The organism is Halostella sp. PRR32, assembly GCF_034808085.1.
In the GTDB taxonomy this organism is placed as follows: domain Archaea; phylum Halobacteriota; class Halobacteria; order Halobacteriales; family Natronoarchaeaceae; genus Halostella; species Halostella pelagica.
The window spans coordinates 248,170-266,591 of record NZ_JAXHGL010000001.1; the positions used below are offsets into that span (position 1 = coordinate 248,170).

22 protein-coding genes are annotated in these 18,422 nt (G+C 64.4%); 11 read left to right on the top strand and 11 right to left on the bottom strand.

Annotated features, from left to right (window positions below; genetic code table 11):
- The first annotated feature begins 18 nt into the window (after window positions 1-18).
- Complete coding sequence (locus tag SM753_RS01385; protein ID WP_323190262.1) at window positions 19-1,191, top strand: acyl-CoA dehydrogenase family protein; 1,173 nt, start codon at window positions 19-21, stop codon at window positions 1,189-1,191.
- Between the two features lie 71 nt (window positions 1,192-1,262).
- Here SM753_RS01385 and cysE read toward each other — a convergent pair whose 3' ends face one another.
- Window positions 1,263-1,778, bottom strand: coding sequence for a serine O-acetyltransferase (cysE, locus tag SM753_RS01390; protein ID WP_323190263.1), 516 nt, complete (start codon window positions 1,776-1,778; stop codon window positions 1,263-1,265).
- A gap of 312 nt (window positions 1,779-2,090) precedes the next feature.
- On the opposite strand from cysE, the gene SM753_RS01395 reads away from it, so the two are divergent.
- Window positions 2,091-2,588 (top strand): HAD hydrolase-like protein, encoded by a 498-nt coding sequence (locus SM753_RS01395; RefSeq protein WP_323190798.1) that lies wholly within the window; start codon window positions 2,091-2,093, stop codon window positions 2,586-2,588.
- 16 nt (window positions 2,589-2,604) lie between these two features.
- On the opposite strand, the gene SM753_RS01400 is transcribed toward SM753_RS01395, so the two are convergent.
- Together SM753_RS01400 and SM753_RS01405 are read right to left on the bottom strand one after the other, a co-directional pair.
- Window positions 2,605-2,844, bottom strand: coding sequence for a DUF5822 domain-containing protein (locus SM753_RS01400; RefSeq protein WP_135534287.1), 240 nt, complete (start codon window positions 2,842-2,844; stop codon window positions 2,605-2,607).
- 56 nt (window positions 2,845-2,900) lie between these two features.
- Window positions 2,901-3,131 carry a hypothetical protein gene (locus tag SM753_RS01405; RefSeq protein ID WP_323190264.1) on the bottom strand — a complete coding sequence of 77 codons (231 nt, stop codon included), beginning with the start codon at window positions 3,129-3,131 and terminating at the stop codon, window positions 2,901-2,903.
- 83 nt (window positions 3,132-3,214) lie between these two features.
- On the opposite strand from SM753_RS01405, the gene panB reads away from it, so the two are divergent.
- Window positions 3,215-4,024 carry a 3-methyl-2-oxobutanoate hydroxymethyltransferase gene (panB, locus tag SM753_RS01410; RefSeq protein WP_135534289.1) on the top strand — a complete coding sequence of 270 codons (810 nt, stop codon included), beginning with the start codon at window positions 3,215-3,217 and terminating at the stop codon, window positions 4,022-4,024.
- Window positions 4,025-4,133: 109 nt separating this feature from the next.
- Here the strand turns inward: panB and SM753_RS01415 are convergent, their stop codons facing one another.
- The gene (locus SM753_RS01415; RefSeq protein ID WP_323190265.1) at window positions 4,134-4,904 is read right to left on the bottom strand and encodes an alpha/beta hydrolase; all 771 of its coding nucleotides are present in this window, start codon (window positions 4,902-4,904) and stop codon (window positions 4,134-4,136) included.
- A gap of 159 nt (window positions 4,905-5,063) precedes the next feature.
- Here SM753_RS01415 and SM753_RS01420 point away from each other — a divergent pair, with 159 nt between their 5' ends.
- From SM753_RS01420 to SM753_RS01430, 3 genes are all read left to right on the top strand, one after another.
- Window positions 5,064-5,318, top strand: coding sequence for an Hsp20/alpha crystallin family protein (locus SM753_RS01420; protein WP_138797565.1), 255 nt, complete (start codon window positions 5,064-5,066; stop codon window positions 5,316-5,318).
- Entirely contained in the window at window positions 5,315-7,579 is a 2,265-nt protein-coding gene (locus SM753_RS01425; protein WP_323190266.1) for a CDC48 family AAA ATPase, read from the top strand. The genes SM753_RS01420 and SM753_RS01425 overlap by 4 nt, the downstream gene beginning before the upstream one ends.
- 163 nt (window positions 7,580-7,742) lie before the next feature.
- On the top strand, window positions 7,743-8,249 hold the full coding sequence (locus tag SM753_RS01430) for an SHOCT domain-containing protein (RefSeq protein WP_323190267.1): 507 nt from the start codon (window positions 7,743-7,745) through the stop codon (window positions 8,247-8,249).
- 24 nt (window positions 8,250-8,273) lie between these two features.
- Here SM753_RS01430 and bcp read toward each other — a convergent pair whose 3' ends face one another.
- From bcp to SM753_RS01450, 4 genes are all read right to left on the bottom strand, one after another.
- Window positions 8,274-8,729: a thioredoxin-dependent thiol peroxidase gene (gene bcp / locus SM753_RS01435; RefSeq protein WP_323190268.1), complete on the bottom strand. Its 456-nt coding sequence runs from the start codon at window positions 8,727-8,729 to the stop codon at window positions 8,274-8,276.
- A 40-nt stretch (window positions 8,730-8,769) separates the two neighbouring features.
- The gene (locus SM753_RS01440; protein ID WP_323190269.1) at window positions 8,770-9,723 is read right to left on the bottom strand and encodes a hypothetical protein; all 954 of its coding nucleotides are present in this window, start codon (window positions 9,721-9,723) and stop codon (window positions 8,770-8,772) included.
- Window positions 9,720-10,931, bottom strand: coding sequence for a DNA primase small subunit PriS (gene priS / locus SM753_RS01445; RefSeq protein WP_323190270.1), 1,212 nt, complete (start codon window positions 10,929-10,931; stop codon window positions 9,720-9,722). Before priS ends, SM753_RS01440 begins: the two co-directional genes overlap by 4 nt.
- Window positions 10,932-11,016: 85 nt before the next feature.
- A complete protein-coding gene (locus SM753_RS01450; RefSeq protein WP_135534297.1) occupies window positions 11,017-11,493 on the bottom strand; it encodes an N-acetyltransferase in 477 nt (158 codons plus the stop codon).
- Between the two features lie 119 nt (window positions 11,494-11,612).
- Here SM753_RS01450 and SM753_RS01455 point away from each other — a divergent pair, with 119 nt between their 5' ends.
- The gene (locus SM753_RS01455; RefSeq protein ID WP_323190271.1) at window positions 11,613-12,023 is read left to right on the top strand and encodes an archease; all 411 of its coding nucleotides are present in this window, start codon (window positions 11,613-11,615) and stop codon (window positions 12,021-12,023) included.
- Between the two features lie 110 nt (window positions 12,024-12,133).
- Window positions 12,134-13,591 carry an RtcB family protein gene (locus SM753_RS01460; protein ID WP_323190272.1) on the top strand — a complete coding sequence of 486 codons (1,458 nt, stop codon included), beginning with the start codon at window positions 12,134-12,136 and terminating at the stop codon, window positions 13,589-13,591.
- Here SM753_RS01460 and SM753_RS01465 read toward each other — a convergent pair whose 3' ends face one another.
- Window positions 13,592-13,810 (bottom strand): hypothetical protein, encoded by a 219-nt coding sequence (locus SM753_RS01465; protein WP_138797570.1) that lies wholly within the window; start codon window positions 13,808-13,810, stop codon window positions 13,592-13,594.
- Complete coding sequence (locus tag SM753_RS01470) at window positions 13,807-14,103, bottom strand: hypothetical protein (protein ID WP_323190273.1); 297 nt, start codon at window positions 14,101-14,103, stop codon at window positions 13,807-13,809. The genes SM753_RS01465 and SM753_RS01470 overlap by 4 nt, the downstream gene beginning before the upstream one ends.
- Window positions 14,104-14,535: 432 nt before the next feature.
- Between SM753_RS01470 and SM753_RS01475 the strand changes: the two genes are divergently transcribed.
- Together SM753_RS01475 and SM753_RS01480 are read left to right on the top strand one after the other, a co-directional pair.
- Window positions 14,536-15,387 (top strand): translation initiation factor eIF-2B, encoded by an 852-nt coding sequence (locus SM753_RS01475; protein WP_138797571.1) that lies wholly within the window; start codon window positions 14,536-14,538, stop codon window positions 15,385-15,387.
- A 61-nt stretch (window positions 15,388-15,448) separates the two neighbouring features.
- Window positions 15,449-16,369, top strand: a complete 921-nt coding sequence (locus SM753_RS01480) for an alpha/beta hydrolase (RefSeq protein ID WP_323190274.1) — start codon at window positions 15,449-15,451, stop codon at window positions 16,367-16,369.
- Window positions 16,370-16,384: 15 nt separating this feature from the next.
- Here SM753_RS01480 and SM753_RS01485 read toward each other — a convergent pair whose 3' ends face one another.
- Entirely contained in the window at window positions 16,385-17,497 is a 1,113-nt protein-coding gene (locus tag SM753_RS01485; protein WP_323190275.1) for a Gfo/Idh/MocA family oxidoreductase, read from the bottom strand.
- A gap of 127 nt (window positions 17,498-17,624) precedes the next feature.
- Here SM753_RS01485 and SM753_RS01490 point away from each other — a divergent pair, with 127 nt between their 5' ends.
- Complete coding sequence (locus SM753_RS01490; protein WP_323190276.1) at window positions 17,625-18,416, top strand: hypothetical protein; 792 nt, start codon at window positions 17,625-17,627, stop codon at window positions 18,414-18,416.
- The last annotated feature ends 6 nt before the right edge of the window (window positions 18,417-18,422 follow it).

The window sequence follows — 18,422 nt, forward strand, 5'->3', positions numbered from 1 at the left end:
ACCATCGAAGAGTATGGTATGGAGTTATCCGCCGAACAACGCGCCGTCCGCGACGTGGTCCGAGAGTTCGCCGAGGAGGAGATCCGTCCCGTGGCACGCGAGGCCGACGAACGCCAGTCGTTCCCGGAGGACGTGTGGGACGGCCTCGCTGAGCTCGATCTCACGGGGCTTACGGTTCCCGAAGAGTACGGTGGATACGACGCGGACCGCCTCACCTACAGCGTGGTCAACGAGCAGGTCGCTTACGGGACGCTCTCGGTCGCGACGGCCCTTTCGGTCCACTGCCTCGCGACCTCCTGCATCGCGACGTTCGGGAGCGAGGACCAGAAGGAGCGCTGGCTGCCGGAGATGGCCGACGGCCGACCGGTCGGCGCGTTCGCGCTCTCGGAGGCGGAGGCGGGGTCGAACCCGGCGGAGATGACCACCGAGGCGCGCAGGGAGGGCGACGAGTACGTCATCAACGGCGACAAGCAGTGGATCACGAACGGGGAGCGCTCCGGTGTCGTTATCCTCTTCGCCAAGACCGACCGGGACGACCCGAACAGTATCACGCAGTTTCTCGTTCCGAAAGACGCCGCTGAGGTTTCCTCGGCGAGTGGCCGGACGCAGTCCGGCGACACGGACGGTCTCGAAGTGGGCAAGAAAGAAGACAAACTCGGCCTGCGGGCGAGCGACACCACGTCTCTCACGTTCGACGACGTTCGGATCCCGGCGGAGAACCGCCTGACTGAGGAGGGGAACGGCCTGAGCGCCGCGCTCTCGATCCTCACCGGCGGCCGGATCGGCATCGCGTCGCAGTCGGTCGGCCTGGCACAGTCCGCACTGGACGAGGCGAAAGCGTACGCCGGGGAGCGCGAGCAGTTCGGCAAACCGATCGGTGACATCCAGACGATACGGCACAAACTCGCGGACATGGCGACGCAGGTTCGGGCCAGTCGCCTGTTGACGCGGGACGCCGCCGCGCGCGAGGACCGCGGCGAATCCGTCCGGATGGGCGCGAGCATGGCGAAGTACTTCGCCAGCGAGGCGGCGATGGACGTGACCAACGAGGCGGTCCAGATCCACGGCGGGTACGGCTACGTCACCGAGGGCGACGTCGAACGCCTCTACCGCGATGCGAAGATCACGACTATCTACGAGGGCACGAGCGAGATACAGAAGACGGTGATCGCCCGGGAGATGCTCGACTAGTCGGCCTGTGCTGTTTCGGACGTATCCTCCCGTTCGGACGTGGTCTGCTGTGTGATGGCTTCCAAGCGCTACTATACTTCGTCGACCGGGGTCGCGGGAACGCCGGTAACCGTCTGGTCAGGTTCGACATCGTCAACGACGACTGCACCGGCCCCGACGGCGGCGTTTTCACCGACGGTGATCGCGCCGAGAAGCGTCACGTTCGCCCCGAGAACCACCCCGTCCTCGACGGTCGGATGGCGTTTGACGGGCCGCGGATCGTTGCCGCCGAGGGTACAGCCGTGGTGCATGTGAACGTCGTCGCCGACCGTCGCCGTCTCGCCGATGACGACGCCCGCGCCGTGGTCGATGAACAGGCGGCGACCGACCGTCGCCGCCGGGTGAATCTCGATACCGGTCAGGAAGCGAGCGAACTGCGAGAGAAGCCGCGCGGTCAGGTGGAAGTTGCGGTTCCAGAGCGCGTGTGCGACCCTGTAGAACCAGACCGCGTGTAGCCCGGGGTAACAAAGCGCCACTTCGATCGCGCTTTTGGCCGCCGGGTCGCGTTCCAGCGCCGCCCGGACGTCTTCGCGAACGGACCTAAACATCGTCCCCCTTCGGAGACTGCGCCGTCCGGATTCGAGACTGGAGCGCAACCGAGAGTCGGGACCCGCAGCAACACCACTCCCGAGAGGCACGCAGTCGGTCGATAACGGTGCCGGTGGAGTGGATAGAAGACACCATGCGATACACTCGTCCGTTCGCCCCCAAAACGGGTTCGGTTCGGCTGTTCGGTTTCGGACCGGTTCGGTAACCCCAGCGGGACCCGGTTCGGATCGTTCCCAGCCGATAGTAACTTGCGAGGGGAGCGCGTACCGCCGCTCGTGCCGTACGAGGAGTACGATGCCGTCGTCTACGACATGGATGGGACCCTCGCCGAACTCGACGTCGATTGGCGGGTCGTCGAGGAGGACGTCGCGGCGGTGTACGAGGCCGCCGGCGTCGACCCCAAGGGGAGGGATCTCTGGGGCCTCCTGGAAGACGCGCGAGACCACGGTCTGTTCGAATCGGTGAACGCCGAGATAGCAGACCACGAGCAGGCGGGCGCACGCCGGTCCCGGCGGCTACCGCTCGCAGACGAGGTCGGGACCCTCGACCACCCGGTAGGAGTCTGTTCGCTGAACTGTTCCGACGCTTGCGACATCGCGCTGGAGCGTCACGGCCTGGCAAAGCACGTTTCGACCGTCGTCGGTCGGGACACGGTCGAGACGTGGAAACCAGACCCCGAACCGCTTCTGGCGGCAGTCGACGCGCTCGGCGTGGACCCGGCCGACGCCGTGTTCGTCGGCGACTCCGAACGGGACGAACTGACGGCCGAACGGGCCGGGACGGCGTTCGTCTTCGAGACGCGACGCTGACACCGTCGTCGCTCGCCTACTGCCGCTGTCGCTCCCGGAGAAACAGGCCCGTTCCAGTCACTAACCACAGTAATGCGCCGACCCTGATGACGAACTCGACTCGGTCGGCCCACGTCGGCAACGTCACGAACAGCGAGAGGACTACGACGAGCGGAACGCCGGCGAGGATAGTCGTGAGGAACGTGAGTTGCATCACGTACGTGTAATCGACGCCCTCCCGGTCGACCGGTTCGCCGTCGTCGACGCGCTCTGGCACTGATACGCTCTGGTCGCCGAGCGGTATAATACGTGACGGTTCGCGCCGGACGCGGTTCACAGCGGCCGTACGGCGATGTACGCGCCGACGCCGACCGCGATCAGGCCGATGGCTCGGACCGGAAGCGTGTACTTCGTGGGCGGACTCCAGTCGTCGCCGTACTGGCCCCTGTCTCTGGGGCCGCGTCCGACCATCTGTAACCGGACGAACGCGGCCGGAAATGCGATCAGGAACAGGCCGAAACCGATGGAGAGGACGACTGCGAGTAGTTCGCGGGTTCCGTACATATCCGAGCGCTCTCACCCACGGTACGAAAAACTATCCGTGATCGAGTCGGTGGCTTTTATCGCGCGGCGCGCCAAGGGAGCGTATGACTACCGTACCGGCGGTCCAGGAGAAAGCCGGAGCGAAGCCGATCACGATGATCACCGCGTACGACGCGCCGACCGCGTCGCTCGTCGACGAGGCCGACATCGACATCGTGCTCGTGGGAGACAGCGTCGGGAACGCGTCGCTCGGCTACGAGTCGACCCTCCCGGTGACAGTCGACGAGATGGCAAGCAGGACGGGCGCTGTCGTTCGCGGCACCGACGAGACGCTCGTCGTCGCCGACATGCCGTTTCTCTCCGTCGGCACCGGTCGAGAGACGAGCATCGAAAACGCCGGCCGGATGATCAAAGAGGAGGGCGCGGACGCGGTGAAACTGGAGTGTGGTCCGCACACGGTCGAACTGACCGAACGGCTGGTGCAACTGGGTATCCCAGTGATGGCGCATCTGGGGCTGACGCCGCAACACGTCAACCAGTTGGGCGGGTACACGCGCCAGGGGACGACGGACGACGCCGCACAGCGGATCATCGATCTCGCCGTCGACCACGAGCAGGCGGGGGCGTTCTCGCTCGTCCTCGAACACGTCCCGTCGAATCTCGCCGCGTCGGTGACGGACGCGCTCGACATCCCGACTATCGGCATCGGTGCGGGCCCGGAGACCGATGGACAGGTGCTCGTGTTCAACGACGTCGTCGGACTTGGCGAGCGGACGCCGCCGTTCGCGAAGCAGTTCGGCGACGTCAGAAGCGAGATCAAAGGGGCGGTCGGCGAGTACGTCGAGGCCGTCGAATCCGGGGAGTATCCGGCGGACGAACACAGTCACGAAACCGAGTACGACGATATCGACTGACTGCGACATTTACCGGGAGATATCGAACGGAACGGATATCGGCCGACGGCCGTCACCTCCGAAGCAACTGACTGGCCTACAGATACTCACAAACGACTCCAGCGGCCGGTCAGAGCCCCTCGAAGAACTGTTCGAGCGCGGAGTTGAACGCGCGAGGCTGTTCGAGCATCGCGAGGTGCGCAGCGTTCTCGACGACGGCGAGCGCCGCGTCCGGCAGTTCGTCGGCGAGATACTCGTGGAACCAGGGGGGCGTGAGGCGGTCGTTCGCGCCGACGACGGCGAGCGCGGGCACGTCTATCTCGTCGAGACGGTCGCGCACGTCGAACGTGTGACATGTCCGGAAGTCCCGTTCCGTCACCGCACGTCCGGACTCGCGCATGGCCTGTTCGGAGAGTTCCGCGAGGTCGCCGGTGGGGTCGTCGAACAGTCGTCCCGGGCCGTGGAGGAATTCCACGACGCGGTCCCAGTCGCTCGCCAGCCATTGCAGGAGGTCCTCGTTGACCGAGAGTCGAGCGCCGGTGCCCGCCAGAACGACCGCTTCGGGATCGAATTCCCGTTCGAGAACGACGTGCATGACGACGGCACCGCCGAGCGAGTTACCGACGAGGACCCCTGCGTCAGTCTCCTCCGCGACCGCGATGACGTCGTCCGCGTACGCCGAGAGCGTGCTGTACCCTGCTGTCGCGTCGATGTCGTCAGAGTCGCCGTGGCCGCTCAGATCCAGCGCGGCGACCGGCCGGTCGTCGGCCAGTCGAAACTGCGACTTCCACACCGCGTTCGTGCCTCCGCTCCCGTGGACGCAAAGCAGCGGCGTCCCGTCGCCGCCCCGGTCTGAGCGGCGGTAGGCCGTCTCACGGCCCTGATGGGTGATTGTTTCCATACGTGACGTTCGTCTGGAACGACCATAAAACTCAACATCGGCGGCGACCGAGTGACGTGTGAACCGCAATTCGGCCGAAGTCCCGAACAACCGGTACGTCGGGGGGACATTTAGCAAACACTTATATACTTTGAACGCTAACTTTTGGTTAGTACCAACATGAATATCACCCAACTTGCCGAGAGCGACGGACGGGTCGTCCGCGAATACGAGTACACCGACAACCTCGTGATCGCGGCCGATCTCGGGCCCTCGGTTGCCGACGCCAACGTCGACGTCGTTGCAGGCACCGCGATCGTCGTCACCGGCGACGGCGACGACGAGTCGCAGATCGAAATCGAACTTCCTGACGGGGACGCGGAAGTGTTTATGAAAAACGGCGTCCTCACTATCGAACTGGAGGAGGAACTATGAATCTCACTGTCAAGCCACTGAAACAGAAAGACGCGGGGCGTGGACTCGCGGCTATTGACCGGGCGACGATGCAGGAACTGGGCCTCGAAAACGGCGACTACATCCTCATCGGCACGGGCGAAGACCGCGCTGTTGCGCGCGTCTGGCCCGGCTACCCCGAAGACGAGGGCAAGGCGATCATCCGGATCGACGGTCGCCTCCGGCAGGAAGCCAACGTCGGCATCGACGACCACATCGAGGTCGAGAAGGCCGACGTCAACCCCGCAACGAGCGTGACGGTCGCACTCCCCCAGAACCTCCGTATCCGGGGCAACATCGGCCCGCTCGTCCGCGACAAGCTCTCCGGGCAGGCCGTAACCGAGGGTCAGACGGTCCCGTTCCCGCTTTCGTTCGGCCCCATGTCGAACAGCGGCCAGTCCGTCCCGCTCAAGATCGCCTCGACCGACCCGAGCGGAACGGTCGTCATCACCGACTCGACCGACATCCAGATCAGCGAGAAACCGGCCGAGCAGATCAGTGGTGCGGAGGCCGGCGCTGGCGGGAGCGACAGCCCCAACGTGACCTACGAGGACATCGGCGGGCTGGACAGGGAACTCGAACAGGTCCGCGAGATGATCGAGTTGCCGATGCGCCACCCCGAACTGTTCCAGCAACTCGGCATCGAACCGCCGAAAGGCGTCCTCCTGCACGGCCCGCCGGGGACCGGGAAGACGCTGATGGCGAAGGCCGTCGCCAACGAGATAGACGCCTACTTCGACACTATCTCCGGGCCGGAGATCATGTCGAAATACTACGGCGAGAGCGAGGAACAACTCCGCGAGGTGTTCGAGGAGGCCGAGGAGAACGCGCCTGCAATCGTGTTCATCGACGAACTCGATTCCATCGCGCCCAAGCGCGAGGAGGCTGGCGGTGACGTCGAACGCCGCGTCGTCGCACAGCTCCTCTCGCTGATGGACGGGCTCGACGAACGCGGGGAGATAATCGTCATCGGCGCGACGAACCGCGTCGACGCCATCGACCCCGCGCTCCGCCGCGGCGGTCGGTTCGACCGCGAGATCGAGATCGGCGTCCCGGACAAGGAGGGTCGCCGGGAGATCCTGCAGGTCCACACCCGCGGCATGCCGCTGGTAGACAGCATCGACCTGGATCAGTACGCGGAGAACACGCACGGCTTCGTCGGGGCCGACCTCGAATCGCTGACGAAAGAGGCAGCGATGAACGCGCTCCGGCGTATCCGCCCCGACCTCGACCTCGATTCCGATCAGATAGACGCCGACGTACTCGACAAACTGCAGGTGACCGAGGCCGACTTCAAGGAGGCGCTGAAGGGGATCGACCCATCCGCGCTCCGCGAGGTGTTCGTCGAGGTGCCAGACACCACGTGGGACGACGTCGGCGGTCTGGAAGACACCAAGGAACGGCTCCGCGAAACCGTCCAGTGGCCGCTCGACTACCCCGAAGTGTTCGACCAGATGGACATGGAAGCCGCGAAGGGCGTGCTGATGTACGGCCCGCCCGGGACCGGCAAGACGCTGATGGCGAAAGCCGTCGCCAACGAATCCCAGAGCAACTTCATCTCCGTCAAAGGGCCCGAACTGCTCAACAAGTTCGTGGGCGAGTCCGAGAAGGGCGTCCGCGAAGTGTTCAGCAAGGCCCGTGAGAACGCCCCGACCGTGGTGTTCTTCGACGAGATAGACTCCATCGCCGGCGAACGCGGTCGCGGGTCCGGCGGCGGGAGCGAGGTCAGCGAACGCGTCGTCTCCCAGTTGCTGACCGAACTCGACGGGCTCGAAGAACTGGAAGACGTCGTCGTCATCGCGACGACTAACCGTCCCGACCTCATCGACAACGCCCTGCTCCGGCCGGGCCGTCTCGACCGTCACGTCCACGTGCCGGTCCCCGAGGAGGAGGCGCGCCGCCGGATCTTCGAGGTCCACACGCGGGACAAACCGCTGGCCGACGACGTCGACCTCGAATGGTTGGCCGCGGAGACGGACGGATACGTCGGCGCTGACATCGAAGCGCTCGTCCGCGAGGCGTCGATGGCCGCGTCCCGCGAGTTCATCAACTCCGTCGACCCCGACGAGATCGGCGAAAGCGTCGGAAACGTTCGCGTGAACCGCGAACACTTCGAGCAGGCGCTCGACGAGGTTACTCCCAGCGTCACCGAGGAGATCCGCGAGCAGTACGAGGAGATAGAAGAGCAGTTCGACCGGACCGAAGTCGATTCCGAGGATCAGGTCACCCGGACGTTCCAGTAGAACGGGTTTGCGACGGGGGCTCCGCGACCTTCCCGCCGCAAAACCGTTCACGAGAACTGCCTCGACACGCGACGGTTACCCGCGTGACGTAACCGTCTCCGTCATTTCCGAGACGCGACAGAGGCGACGAACCTTTTTTGAGCCCTGCACGTAGAGAAACAGTATGAGCCGTTCGCTAAGCGGGGTCCTCCTCAAGGGGATCGGCGTCGTCGTGGTGCTGATGCTCGTTCTGAGCGTCGTCAGCACGATACTCAGCATACTGCTGGGGATAGTTGCCACGATCGTTTCGCTCGTGGTCACCGTTACGGTCCTCCTCGTCGTCGCGCTCGCCGCGTTCGGTCTGGTTTCGTTGCTCGGTGACGACGACCCGTCAGATCCCACGGACCGGCGAGTCCCTGATTCGCGTAGCGGCATGCGGGACGTGGAACAGTCGACCGGATGGCGGAAGTGGCTCCCCCAGGGGAACGGACACAGCGGCGACGCGGCCGAGCGTGACCCGGAGGACCGCCTCCGCGAACGGTACGTCGCCGGAGAGATTAACGAGGCCGAGTTCGAGCGCAAGATGGGCCTCCTCCTCGGGTCGGACGACACGGAAAAGCGTCTCGACGAGCGCAACACCGGAGAGTACGATACGTACGGCCGGGATAGCGACAGACTCTGGGAACGGTAATGTGACGCAGTTCGCGGTGGTTCTCTACTCCAGGTCGTCCAGGATTTCGTCGGCGTGGCCGTCCGGGTCGACGCCCTCGTAAGAGCGCTCTATCTCGCCAGTTTCGTCGATGACGTACGTGTTCCGGAACACGCCGTCGAAGGTGTTGCCGAACATCTGCTTCTCGCCGTACGAGTCGTACAGCGTCGCTACTTCGCCTCGCTCGTCAGAGAGCAGCGTGACGGGGAGGTCGTGGTCCTGCTCGAATTCCTTCAGGTCCTCGACGCTGTCATCGCTGATACCGATGACGGCGACGTCGCGGTCCTCGAATGCGGCCCAGTTGTCCCGAAAGCCACAGGCCTCAGTGGTACATCCGTCCGTGTTCGCGCGCGGGTAGAAATACAGGACGACTCGTTGGCCACGGAAGTCGGACAGCGAAACGGGATCGCCGTTCTGGTCGGGTAATTCGAACTCGGGAGCGGTCTGGCCGTCACAGAGCATAGACGCTTAGCGGGGTTGATATTATAAACTGTTTCCGCTTTCAGTCGAGGCGTTCGGCGGCGTCTCGCTGGACGAGCGGTTCGACGTTCTGTTCCGGGAGTTGCACTACGTCTTCCGCCGCCAGTTCGTACTCTCGCTCGTCGATACCGAGGATCTGACCGACGTCCTGCGTAATGCGGACGGTTGCGCGGTCCGTTTCCGGACCGGCGTCGGCCTCGGCGCCACCGGCGGAAGCGGCGCTGTCGTCCGATTCAGACCCGTCCATGCGTTCGTCGGATGTGGCGCGTCCGTCATCCGACGTACCGCCACTCGTCTTGGGTCCGATGTCACCGTCCACCTGCGTCTCACCGTCGCCTGTGTGCGCCTCAGTGGACTGCGCGCGTTCGCGCTCCGCTTCCGCAATGGCGTCGGGAACGCCGGATTCGGCGTCCACCGGGTGTTCGCTCGACGGTGAATCGGGGTCAGCCGAGGCCGTAGACGAATCCGGTTCGGCGTCCGGACCGTCGCCCATCAGGTCCGCGGCGCTGACGCCGTCGTCCGCGTCCGTCTTCGTTTCCGCGTCCGTCTCCGCTTCGGTGCGGTCGGCCGTCGGCGATTCGGCGGTCGCGTTGCCGGAGAGCACGTCTAACACGTGGTCCTTGTTCGCCTCGATCCGGTCGACGATGTCGCCGAACAGTTCCTTCTCCTCGGTTGTCAGCCCCTCCTCGTCGGCGGGCATGCCGGCGGCGGCGAGGCTTGCGCGCTTGACTATCTTGCCCATCCGGCGCTCATACACCGCTTCGACGACCTCCTCGGCGGTCTCTATCTCGTCGGTTAGTCGGCCGACATCGGGGTTCGAGAAGGGGTCGTCGGCCTCCGCCGCCGCGCTATCTCGCCGGTCTTTGAGTTCAGAAATGTACTCGCCGACGTCCCCGTAGAACGAGTCGCGGAGATGCTGCAGGCTGTCCTTCTGGCGCTCTTTGCTCTGGACAGACCGCAGTTCGTCGAGGTTCATTGTTCTTCACCTTTCTCGGCTTGGCCGCGGGCCATCAAGAAGACGCCCACGTGTTCCGATACGGTCTGTGCTCCCTCTGCGACCGTAAAAGTATCGCCGTTCAGAGACACCTCGCCGAAGTCGGGGTTACCGACCGGCGGAAGGTCGGACACGTCGGTCACATCGACCGCGATCGAGTGGCCGGTGAACGTCTCGGGGACAGCGTCGCGAAGCGGGTCGAAGTCCTCGATCGCCGGTCGGTCGATCCGTTTCACTTCGAGACCGCTTCCGCCGTGGAGGCTCCCGGGAAGGCGGATGAGGCGGTTGGTGTCGGTCGTTACGGGTTCGTCGATGGGTGCCGTCTCCGTTTCGAGTACGTCCTCCGCGAGCGTCCGGGCGATCTGGAAAAAGGCAGGATGGACGTCGACGTTGCCCGCGCGGATCTGGTCCGCGTTCGTCGTCGCGGCGGTGAGAAACGCTTCGGCCCGGCCGGAGCCGATCCGGTCGAACTCCTGTAGGCGGTCCAGAGCGTCGTCCTCGTCCATCGCGAGCAGTTCGTCTACGAACGCGCAGATCCGGTCGTGAACGCGCTTGCTCCACCCGCCGGTCGTATCGAGCGTGCGCTTTTGCGCCGGCGTCTCGCGGCCCATCCCGGCGACTGCCTCCGTGTCGACGAGGTCCTCGAACTCGACGTCGATCCCGCGGACGTAGTCGACGATCTCCCGGCGGCGGTCGCTGTCGAGAGCGCGAACGCCCTCGTCGCGTACGTGGACGTGATAGCCGCGCCCGCCGGAGAAGACGACCGTGAGGTCCTCGAATCCGAAATCCGTTTCGAGAAGGTCGAGTAGACGCAAAAGCGCGTCCTTGCAGGCATCGAGCATCTCGGGGTAGGCAGTCGTCTCGGGGTCGACGGCGGGGAGGTGGTCCGCGTCGAGGTCGAAGATCAGGTCGGCCGACCGCCACCCCTTTTCGCTCATCGAATTCGCGCTCGGGTCCTCGTAGCGCCCGGCCGAGAAGTAGACGTGTCGCGGGCGCTTTCGCTGGAGGAACTCGTCTATCGACCCGATGTCGAACAGCGATCGATGCCGGACCATCGTCGTTCCCGGCCCCTCTGTCCAGGGGATGAACCCCCACTCCCGGTCCGGGGCGTCCGGCGGGGGCGTTATCTCCGCGCGCCGGTAGTGATCGCGAAAGCGGCCGCGGAGGTACCCACGAGTGTGCTCCTCCATGTCGTCACCTCGGTTATCAGGGAGACGGTAAAACGTTGCCGGACCCGACTACGCTCTCGGTCGCCCATCGCGCCAGTCCGTCGACTTATCGGCGGATGATGTCGGAAAGCCGTTCCGTGATCCCGGCGTCGGAGCCGAGTTTCAGGTAGTACGCGTCGCCGCCGTCCTCGTAGTAGTTGTCGATGCGGCGTTTGATCTCGAAGCCGAGATGTTCGTAGAACTGGAGCGCGTTCTCGTTTGTCGTTCGCGCGTGACACGTCACCGTCGCGTGGTCCTCCGCGACACGGGCGACTAGCTGTTCGCCCAGTCCGCCGCCCCGATGTTCCGGATCGACCGCGAGAAAGAGGATATAGCCGTCGCGCCGCGCCGCCGCCAGCCCGATCAGGTCGTCGTCGACGAACGCGACGTGAACTGTCGACCGACGATAGGCATCCGTGAAAAAGCTCCGTCGCTGTTTCAACACGCCGTCCTCTTTCCGGATGCGCTCTTTCAGATCCCACGCCTCCTCGACGTGTTCGTCGCTGCCGGATCCGACGACTCGAATATCGACCTTGACGCTCACTGCTACAGAGTAGTGGTTTCGCGAATATAATTCCACCGGCCCCCCTCTCTCACCCGCTCTCAGTCGACCTCCAGTCTCGCGATCCGAACTCCCAAGCGGGCGGACCGAGAACGGGAACTATGTCCTACGAACTCCGCGACCACACGGCGGACGTCGCGGTGGCCGCCGCCGGCGACACGCTCGGGGAGACGTTCGCGGCCGTCGCCGACGGACTGACGGCGGCAATGTGCGAAACTGTTCCTGACGACGGCGAGCGGTTCGAACTGACGGTCACCGCGGAGAGCAGGGAGGCGCTGCTGTTCGACTTCCTCGACGAACTGATATTTCAGCGCGACGTGCGGAGCGTGCTCCCCGCCGACCACGAGGCGTCCGTCGAGAGCGATGGCGACAAGTGGACGGTGACCGCAAGCGCCCGTGGCGTCCCGTTCTCCTCGGTTCACGCCCGTGAGATCAAGGCCGTTACCTACTCGGAGATGGATCTTTCCCGAACTGGCGACGGGTGGGAGGCCTACGTCGTCTTCGACGTGTAGCGCGCTACCCGGTTCCGGATGCGCGGCAACGCGGTGTTTCGTCACCCGGATCGCGACCTGTCGGACGCGGAGACGAAACGTATTCCGGTCCGCCGGACCGATACTCGGATATGACCACCTACGACGCAGACGGCATCACGCTCGAAAAAGTGCGTGAGTACGTCTGGGAGATCCCGCAGGAAGGAGACATGCGAACCCCGGCACGAGTGCTGGCAAGCGAGGCTCTGCTGGACGAAATCAGCGACGACAAGACCCTCCAGCAGATCAAAAACGCGACGCATCTCCCCGGCATAACGAACCACGCCATCTGCATGCCCGACGGCCACCAGGGGTACGGCTTCCCCGTCGGTGGAGTCGGCGCGTTGGACGCCAAAAACGGCTGTATCTCGCCCGGAGCGGTCGGCTACGACATCAACTGCGGTGTCAGGATGATGACGACAAACCTGACGTACGACGACGTTCGGGGCAACGAGGAGGAACTCGTCGACGCCCTGTTCGCCAACGTTCCCTCGGGACTCGGCGGCGGCGGCATCGTCAAGGGCGACGCCGACGCCATCGAGGGGATCCTCGCCCGCGGCGTCGAGTGGGCCGTCGAAGAAGGGTACGGCGTCGAGGACGACCTGCGAGCGTGCGAGGACGAAGGACGGCGTCCCGACGCCGACCCATCCGCCGTCTCGCAGAAGGCGAAAGACCGGGGGCGAAACCAGATAGGAAGCCTCGGAAGCGGCAACCACTTCCTCGAGATCCAGCGCGTGACGGACGTGTTCCGCGAAGACGTGGGCGACGCGTTCGACCTCCGAGAGGACCAGATAGTCGTCCTGATCCACTGCGGAAGCCGCGGACTGGGCCACCAGGTCTGTAACGACTACCTGCGGAAGATAGAGAAACAACACGCCGACCTGCTCGACCGGCTACCGGACAAGGAACTGGCCGCCGCGCCCGCTGGATCCGAACTGGCCGAGGAGTACTACGGCGCGATGTGCGCCGCGATCAACTTCGCGTGGGTGAACCGCCAGTTGATCATGCACCGCACTCGCCGCGTGTTCGAACGCGTCTTCGACCGGACGTGGGAACAGATGGAGATGCAGTTGTTGTACGACGTCGCCCACAACATCGCGAAAAAGGAGTCCCACGACGTCGACGGTGAGAGCCGCGAATTGTACGTTCACCGCAAGGGCGCGACCCGCGCGTTCCCCGCGGGCCATCCGGAGGTACCCGCGGCGTACCGCGATGTCGGCCAACCGATCATTATCCCCGGGAGCATGGGCGCGGGGAGTTACGTCCTTCGCGGCGGCGACAAGTCGATGACGGAGACGTTCGGATCGACGGCCCACGGCGCTGGCCGACTGATGAGTCGCACGGAGGCCAAGGACACCTACTGGGGCGGTGACGTACAGGACGAACTGGAGCAAGATGGCGTCTACGTCAAGGCCCAGAGCGGCGCGACAGTCGCCGAGGAAGCGCCGGGCGTCTACAAGGACGTCGACGAAGTCGTCCGCGTCTCCGACGCCCTCGGTATCGGCGACAAGGTTGCGCGCACGTTCCCCGTCTGCAACATCAAAGGGTGATCAATTGATCCGGAACTCGCTCCCTTCGTCTTCGTCCACCTCGCTTTCGTCGTCCTCCGCGAACAGTTTCCGCGCGGTGAGCGTCACGGTCGCTTCCGGCGAATCGTCGTCCTCCCACGGGCTCTCGTAGACGGAGAGTTCCGCCTCCGTGACGTCCCAGCCGGCGTCTTCCAGTAACGATACGAGTTCTCGTTGTTCGTCGAGTACGTCCTCGTTCATGGGTTGAAATCGAACCGCGGCGTGTCTTCGAGCGACGGTCCCTCGTCTACCTCGCGCCCCTCGTCGTACTTGACGTAGTTGAGATAGAACGTCCGACCGCACCCGTCGTCCGCGTCCGCACTGCCGATGCAGACGAATTCGATACCGTCGGCGCTCTCGTAGTCACCGGTCGTACTGGCGTACTCGCGGTCGCCCTTCGGGTCTTTCGTGACGGACTTGTCCCGCAGGTAAGGATCGCGGTCTATCTCGACGACCGCGTCGCAGTACGGACAGGTGTAGGTGACGGAGACCACGTCGGCAAGTACGGCCCCCGTGAAGTTATCTCCAGCGGGAGTAGCCGCGGTGCGGGCGTCCCGTATCGGATAGCGAACAGACGGCCACGGATCTCGCGAGGGGGTTCGCCGTACACCCGCCTCGTCCGCCCTCGCGACGGTTCGTCAGGTCACGACGGGTCTGGTTCCGGTATCGGTTATAAACCCTCGGCCCACCAATGGGCCGAGCGCAGGGACGCGAGCGACAGTGAGCGTCCTGCGCTGCGGGGAAGGGCAGGCGCTCGGAGCGTGCCTCCGCGATCGCAGGCTCGCGCAAACTTGCGGGCCTGGGCCAACGCGCGAACGAAGTGAGCGCGTTGCGGAGGACATAGAAAGGGCGCAGCGACCCCTGCCAAGGGGTCGCAAGGGCTTTCCGGGACAAGGGCTTTGTCCGCGGCCGGTTTTGGACGATGTATGATCGACGAGACGGTCGAAGAGATAGAGGAGATGCAGACCCACAGCTCCTCCGTCGTCGCGGTGAACGCGACCCGCGCGTTAGAGGAGTTGCTCGACCGGGAGTTCGCGACCGTCGAGGAGTTCCACAGGGACCTGGAGCGAAACAGCAAGACCCTCCGCCGGGCCAACCACTCGCACGCGTCGCTCCAGAACGCGCTCCGCGAGGTCGAGCGCACGGTGTTGAACTCGGAGGATAGTTCCGTCGATGACGCGAAAGGACGGCTCAAACAGGTGATAGAGCGCGTCGTCGACGACGTGGAAACGGGGAAGGGTCGAGCGGCGGAACACGCCGTGTCGTATCTCGATGACGGGATGACGATCCTGACCCACGACTACTCCTCGACGGTGCTAGAGGCGATAGAGCGTGCCGTCCAGAACGGAACATATCTCGACGTTTATGTGACGGAGGGCCGCCCGCGCTATCTCGGTCGACGGACGGCCCGGACGCTCGCGGAGATGGACCGTGTGGAGACGACGCTGGTCACTGACGCCGCCAGCGGGCACGTGATGTCCGACGTGGACCGCGTCGTGACAGGCATGACCTGTATCGCCGAGGACACGCTGTACAACCGCGTCGGGACCTTTCCCATCGCAGCGACGGCGGACCAGGTCGGCGTCCCGATGACCGTGGTCGGGTCCGGCGCGAAGATAATCGAGGAGGGATTCGTCTTCGAGAACGAGTACCGGTCGGGGAGCGAGGTGATGCGCGAACCGACCGAAGGGTTCGGCATCGAGAACCCGAGTTACGATGCCACGCCAGTCGATCTACTGACCGACGTGGTCACGGACGAGGGTCGGCAGGACCTCTGAACGGCTTCCGCCCGGATTTCGCCCCTGACCTATTTTCTCGCTCGCCGTCGAACGTCCGGTGATGAGCGACGCACTCGCGCGGACCGATTGGACGCACGAACACGTGACCGTCAACGGCGTGCGCCTGCATTACGTCGCCGCAGGACCACGTGACGGAACGCCGGTCGTGCTGCTTCACGGCTTCCCGGAGTTCTGGTACTCTTGGCGGCGACAGATCCCCGCGCTCGCCGACGCGGGCTATCGCGTCGTGGCGGTCGACTTGCGGGGCTACAACGTCTCGGAGAAACCACGCGGCGTAGCGGCCTACCGCGTCGCGGAACTCGCCGCCGACGTGGCGGGACTGATCGACGCGCTGGCAGACGGCGCTGGACACGTCATCGGCCACGACTGGGGCGGTAACGTCGCGTGGGAGACGGCCGCCCGACACCCCGAAACGGTCGAATCGCTCGTCGTCATGAACGCGCCGCATCCGGGACCGCTTCTACGCGAACTGAAGCGCCCGGAACAGGCCCGCCGGATGTGGTATACGCTCCTGTTCCAACTACCGTGGCTTCCCGAACGGCTGTTTCGCGCTGACGACTTCGCACTCGTCGGGCGGATGTTCAGGGAAGCACCAGTACGTCCGAACGCCTTCACCGAGACAGACGTTCGTCGCTACAAGCAGGCGCTGGCCCGATCCGGGGCACTCACGTCGGCACTGAACTACTACCGTGCGCTTGGACGGGGGATGGTCAAGCAGACGGTGGGTGAGTCGGCCGGCGGCGCGACGCTATCGAGGACCCGGATCGATCAGGACACGCTGGTGCTGTGGGGGCTGGAAGACGCCGCGCTTTCCCCGCGCCTGCTTGACGGGATCGAACAGTGGGTGCCGAACGTCCGGATCCAGCGTCTGGTCGACACGAGTCACTGGGTCCAGGCCGACGCACCGGGGGAGGTAAACGCCCACTGTCTGGAGTTTCTCGACGGTGTAACCGTCGCGTGAGGCTGTAGCCGCGACCTACGCGACCTCGACCCATTCCCCGGACTCATCACTCCGTTCGACGGCGTCGAGCACTTTCTGTGCCGCGTATCCGTCCTCGAAGTTCGGTGCGAACTCGTCGCCCGCATCGACGGCAGAGAGGAACTCGTAGTTCTCGTGGACGAACGTGTGCTCCCAGCCGATGACGTGGCCGGGGGGCCACCAGTGGTCGATGTACGGGTCGTCCTCGTCCGTGACGAGGACCGTCTCGTATCCCCGGTTCCCCTCTCGGAGGACTTCGAGTTCGTTGAGCCGCTCCAACGAGAAGCGCACGCTCCCCTTCGAACCGTGGATCTCGATGCTGTGGTCGTTCTTGTGGCCGTTCGCGAACCGCGACGCTTCGAACGTTCCGATCGCACCGTTCGCGAACTCCGCCTGCGCCGAGTAAGCGTCGTCGACCGTTACCGGTCGCGTTTCGTTCCCATCCTCTAGGGGTCGTTCGTCGACGAACGTCTCTAAGTGTCCGCTGACGCGTTCGATCTCGCCGGCTCGGTCCCCGACGAGAAATCGAGCGAGGTCGACCGTGTGCGCGCCGAGGTCGCCGAGCGCGCCGCTTCCCGCCATCTCCTCGTCGTTGCGCCAGGACCAGGGCTCCTCGGGGTCGACCAACCAGTCCTGCAGGTACGTCCCCCGGAAGTGGTGGATGTCCCCGAGTTCGCCTGCCTCGATCATGTTCCGCGCGTACTGGATAGCGGGGACGAACCTGTAGTTGAACGCACAACCGGCCGTTACGCCGGCGTCTCGTGCGGCGTCGCGCATCTCTCGGGCGGATTCCAGCGTCGGAGCGAGCGGTTTCTCGCAGAAAACGGGCGTGCCGGCGTCGAGCGCCGCGATACTGGGTTCCGCGTGGACGTGATTCGGCCCGAGGTTGTAGAACACGTCGACTTCGTCGATAACGTCGCGCCAGTCGGTCGCTGTTCGGGAGAATCCGAGGCGGTCCGCGGCGTCAGCGAGGGCCGACTCGTCACGTCCGACGACCACCTCGCGTTCGATGTCCGGTGCGTCCGGAAAGAACATCGGTAACCGCGCTACCGCGTTCGCGTGGGCTTTTCCCATGAACCCGTACCCGAGAACGCCGACCTGTATGGTCATGGGGTAGTGTTCAATAGGACCGCGTTTCAGTGTTTCTTCAGCGGCGCTAGGTCACTGTTCGGATAGTGTAAGTCCGGGCGAATTACCAGCAATAACTGATATACGACTGGAAACCGTCTCCGCTATTATGGACAAGCGTCGCAGTCACACCGCCGGACGACTCACCCGCCGTCGGCTTCTCGTCGGGATGGGCGTGACTGCGACGGTCGTCGGTGGAGCGTCTATCACTACGGAAGCGTTCTCTTCCGTGACTGGCTCTCGACTGACGAATCTGAACGTCGCCGACGACCCCGACGCACTCATCAGCTTGCTGGTCAACGATACGGTCCGGAAGAACAATCGGGGGCTTCTCGTAGAGATCGAAAACAACACCACTGGAACTGTCAATTTTAGCGTTACGCTTGACGACCCGTCCCACGGAACACTGTACAACAACAATCCGACGCTCGGGGCCGGTAGCTCGCAGCGGGTCGAGATCACAGCCCAAGTCAAGGACGTCCAAGTCCCGTTTACTATCGTCGGTACGTCACCGAACTTTCAGTTCGAGGCGGCGCGAGAAACGACCGCAGTGTCCGGCAACACCAGCGGCGCAGTGACCATCGACAAGGTCAAAAAGTTCAGTGCGAACGACTGGGACGAGAACTGGACGATACAAACGATAAAAGTGAGTAGCCAAAACGAACTCGACCACGTCGAATACGAAGTGACCGACAGCAACGGCGAGACGCGGGCCACTCGAACTGACGCCGCCTCCGGGACGGGGTACGTGCGGAAAGGGCAAGGGAACACCCCCGCGATAACCCTCGAACCCGACGACGGCGGATACGACGTACAGGGAGGCACGACGTACGAACTGACCGTTACCGCGTTCGACGTCCAGAACAACTTCGATTCCGTTACGCGGACAGATACCGCTTGAACGTTT

Coding starts and splice junctions, on each gene's coding strand:
- SM753_RS01385 (WP_323190262.1), top strand. CDS start 19: ATGGAGTTATCCGCCGAACAACGCGCCGTCCGCGACGTGGTCCGAGAG.
- cysE (WP_323190263.1), bottom strand. CDS start 1,778: ATGTTTAGGTCCGTTCGCGAAGACGTCCGGGCGGCGCTGGAACGCGAC.
- SM753_RS01395 (WP_323190798.1), top strand. CDS start 2,091: ATGGATGGGACCCTCGCCGAACTCGACGTCGATTGGCGGGTCGTCGAG.
- SM753_RS01405 (WP_323190264.1), bottom strand. CDS start 3,131: ATGTACGGAACCCGCGAACTACTCGCAGTCGTCCTCTCCATCGGTTTC.
- panB (WP_135534289.1), top strand. CDS start 3,215: ATGACTACCGTACCGGCGGTCCAGGAGAAAGCCGGAGCGAAGCCGATC.
- SM753_RS01415 (WP_323190265.1), bottom strand. CDS start 4,904: ATGGAAACAATCACCCATCAGGGCCGTGAGACGGCCTACCGCCGCTCA.
- SM753_RS01420 (WP_138797565.1), top strand. CDS start 5,064: ATGAATATCACCCAACTTGCCGAGAGCGACGGACGGGTCGTCCGCGAA.
- SM753_RS01425 (WP_323190266.1), top strand. CDS start 5,315: ATGAATCTCACTGTCAAGCCACTGAAACAGAAAGACGCGGGGCGTGGA.
- SM753_RS01430 (WP_323190267.1), top strand. CDS start 7,743: ATGAGCCGTTCGCTAAGCGGGGTCCTCCTCAAGGGGATCGGCGTCGTC.
- bcp (WP_323190268.1), bottom strand. CDS start 8,729: ATGCTCTGTGACGGCCAGACCGCTCCCGAGTTCGAATTACCCGACCAG.
- SM753_RS01440 (WP_323190269.1), bottom strand. CDS start 9,723: ATGAACCTCGACGAACTGCGGTCTGTCCAGAGCAAAGAGCGCCAGAAG.
- priS (WP_323190270.1), bottom strand. CDS start 10,931: ATGGAGGAGCACACTCGTGGGTACCTCCGCGGCCGCTTTCGCGATCAC.
- SM753_RS01455 (WP_323190271.1), top strand. CDS start 11,613: ATGTCCTACGAACTCCGCGACCACACGGCGGACGTCGCGGTGGCCGCC.
- SM753_RS01460 (WP_323190272.1), top strand. CDS start 12,134: ATGACCACCTACGACGCAGACGGCATCACGCTCGAAAAAGTGCGTGAG.
- SM753_RS01465 (WP_138797570.1), bottom strand. CDS start 13,810: ATGAACGAGGACGTACTCGACGAACAACGAGAACTCGTATCGTTACTG.
- SM753_RS01475 (WP_138797571.1), top strand. CDS start 14,536: ATGATCGACGAGACGGTCGAAGAGATAGAGGAGATGCAGACCCACAGC.
- SM753_RS01480 (WP_323190274.1), top strand. CDS start 15,449: ATGAGCGACGCACTCGCGCGGACCGATTGGACGCACGAACACGTGACC.
- SM753_RS01485 (WP_323190275.1), bottom strand. CDS start 17,497: ATGACCATACAGGTCGGCGTTCTCGGGTACGGGTTCATGGGAAAAGCC.
- SM753_RS01490 (WP_323190276.1), top strand. CDS start 17,625: ATGGACAAGCGTCGCAGTCACACCGCCGGACGACTCACCCGCCGTCGG.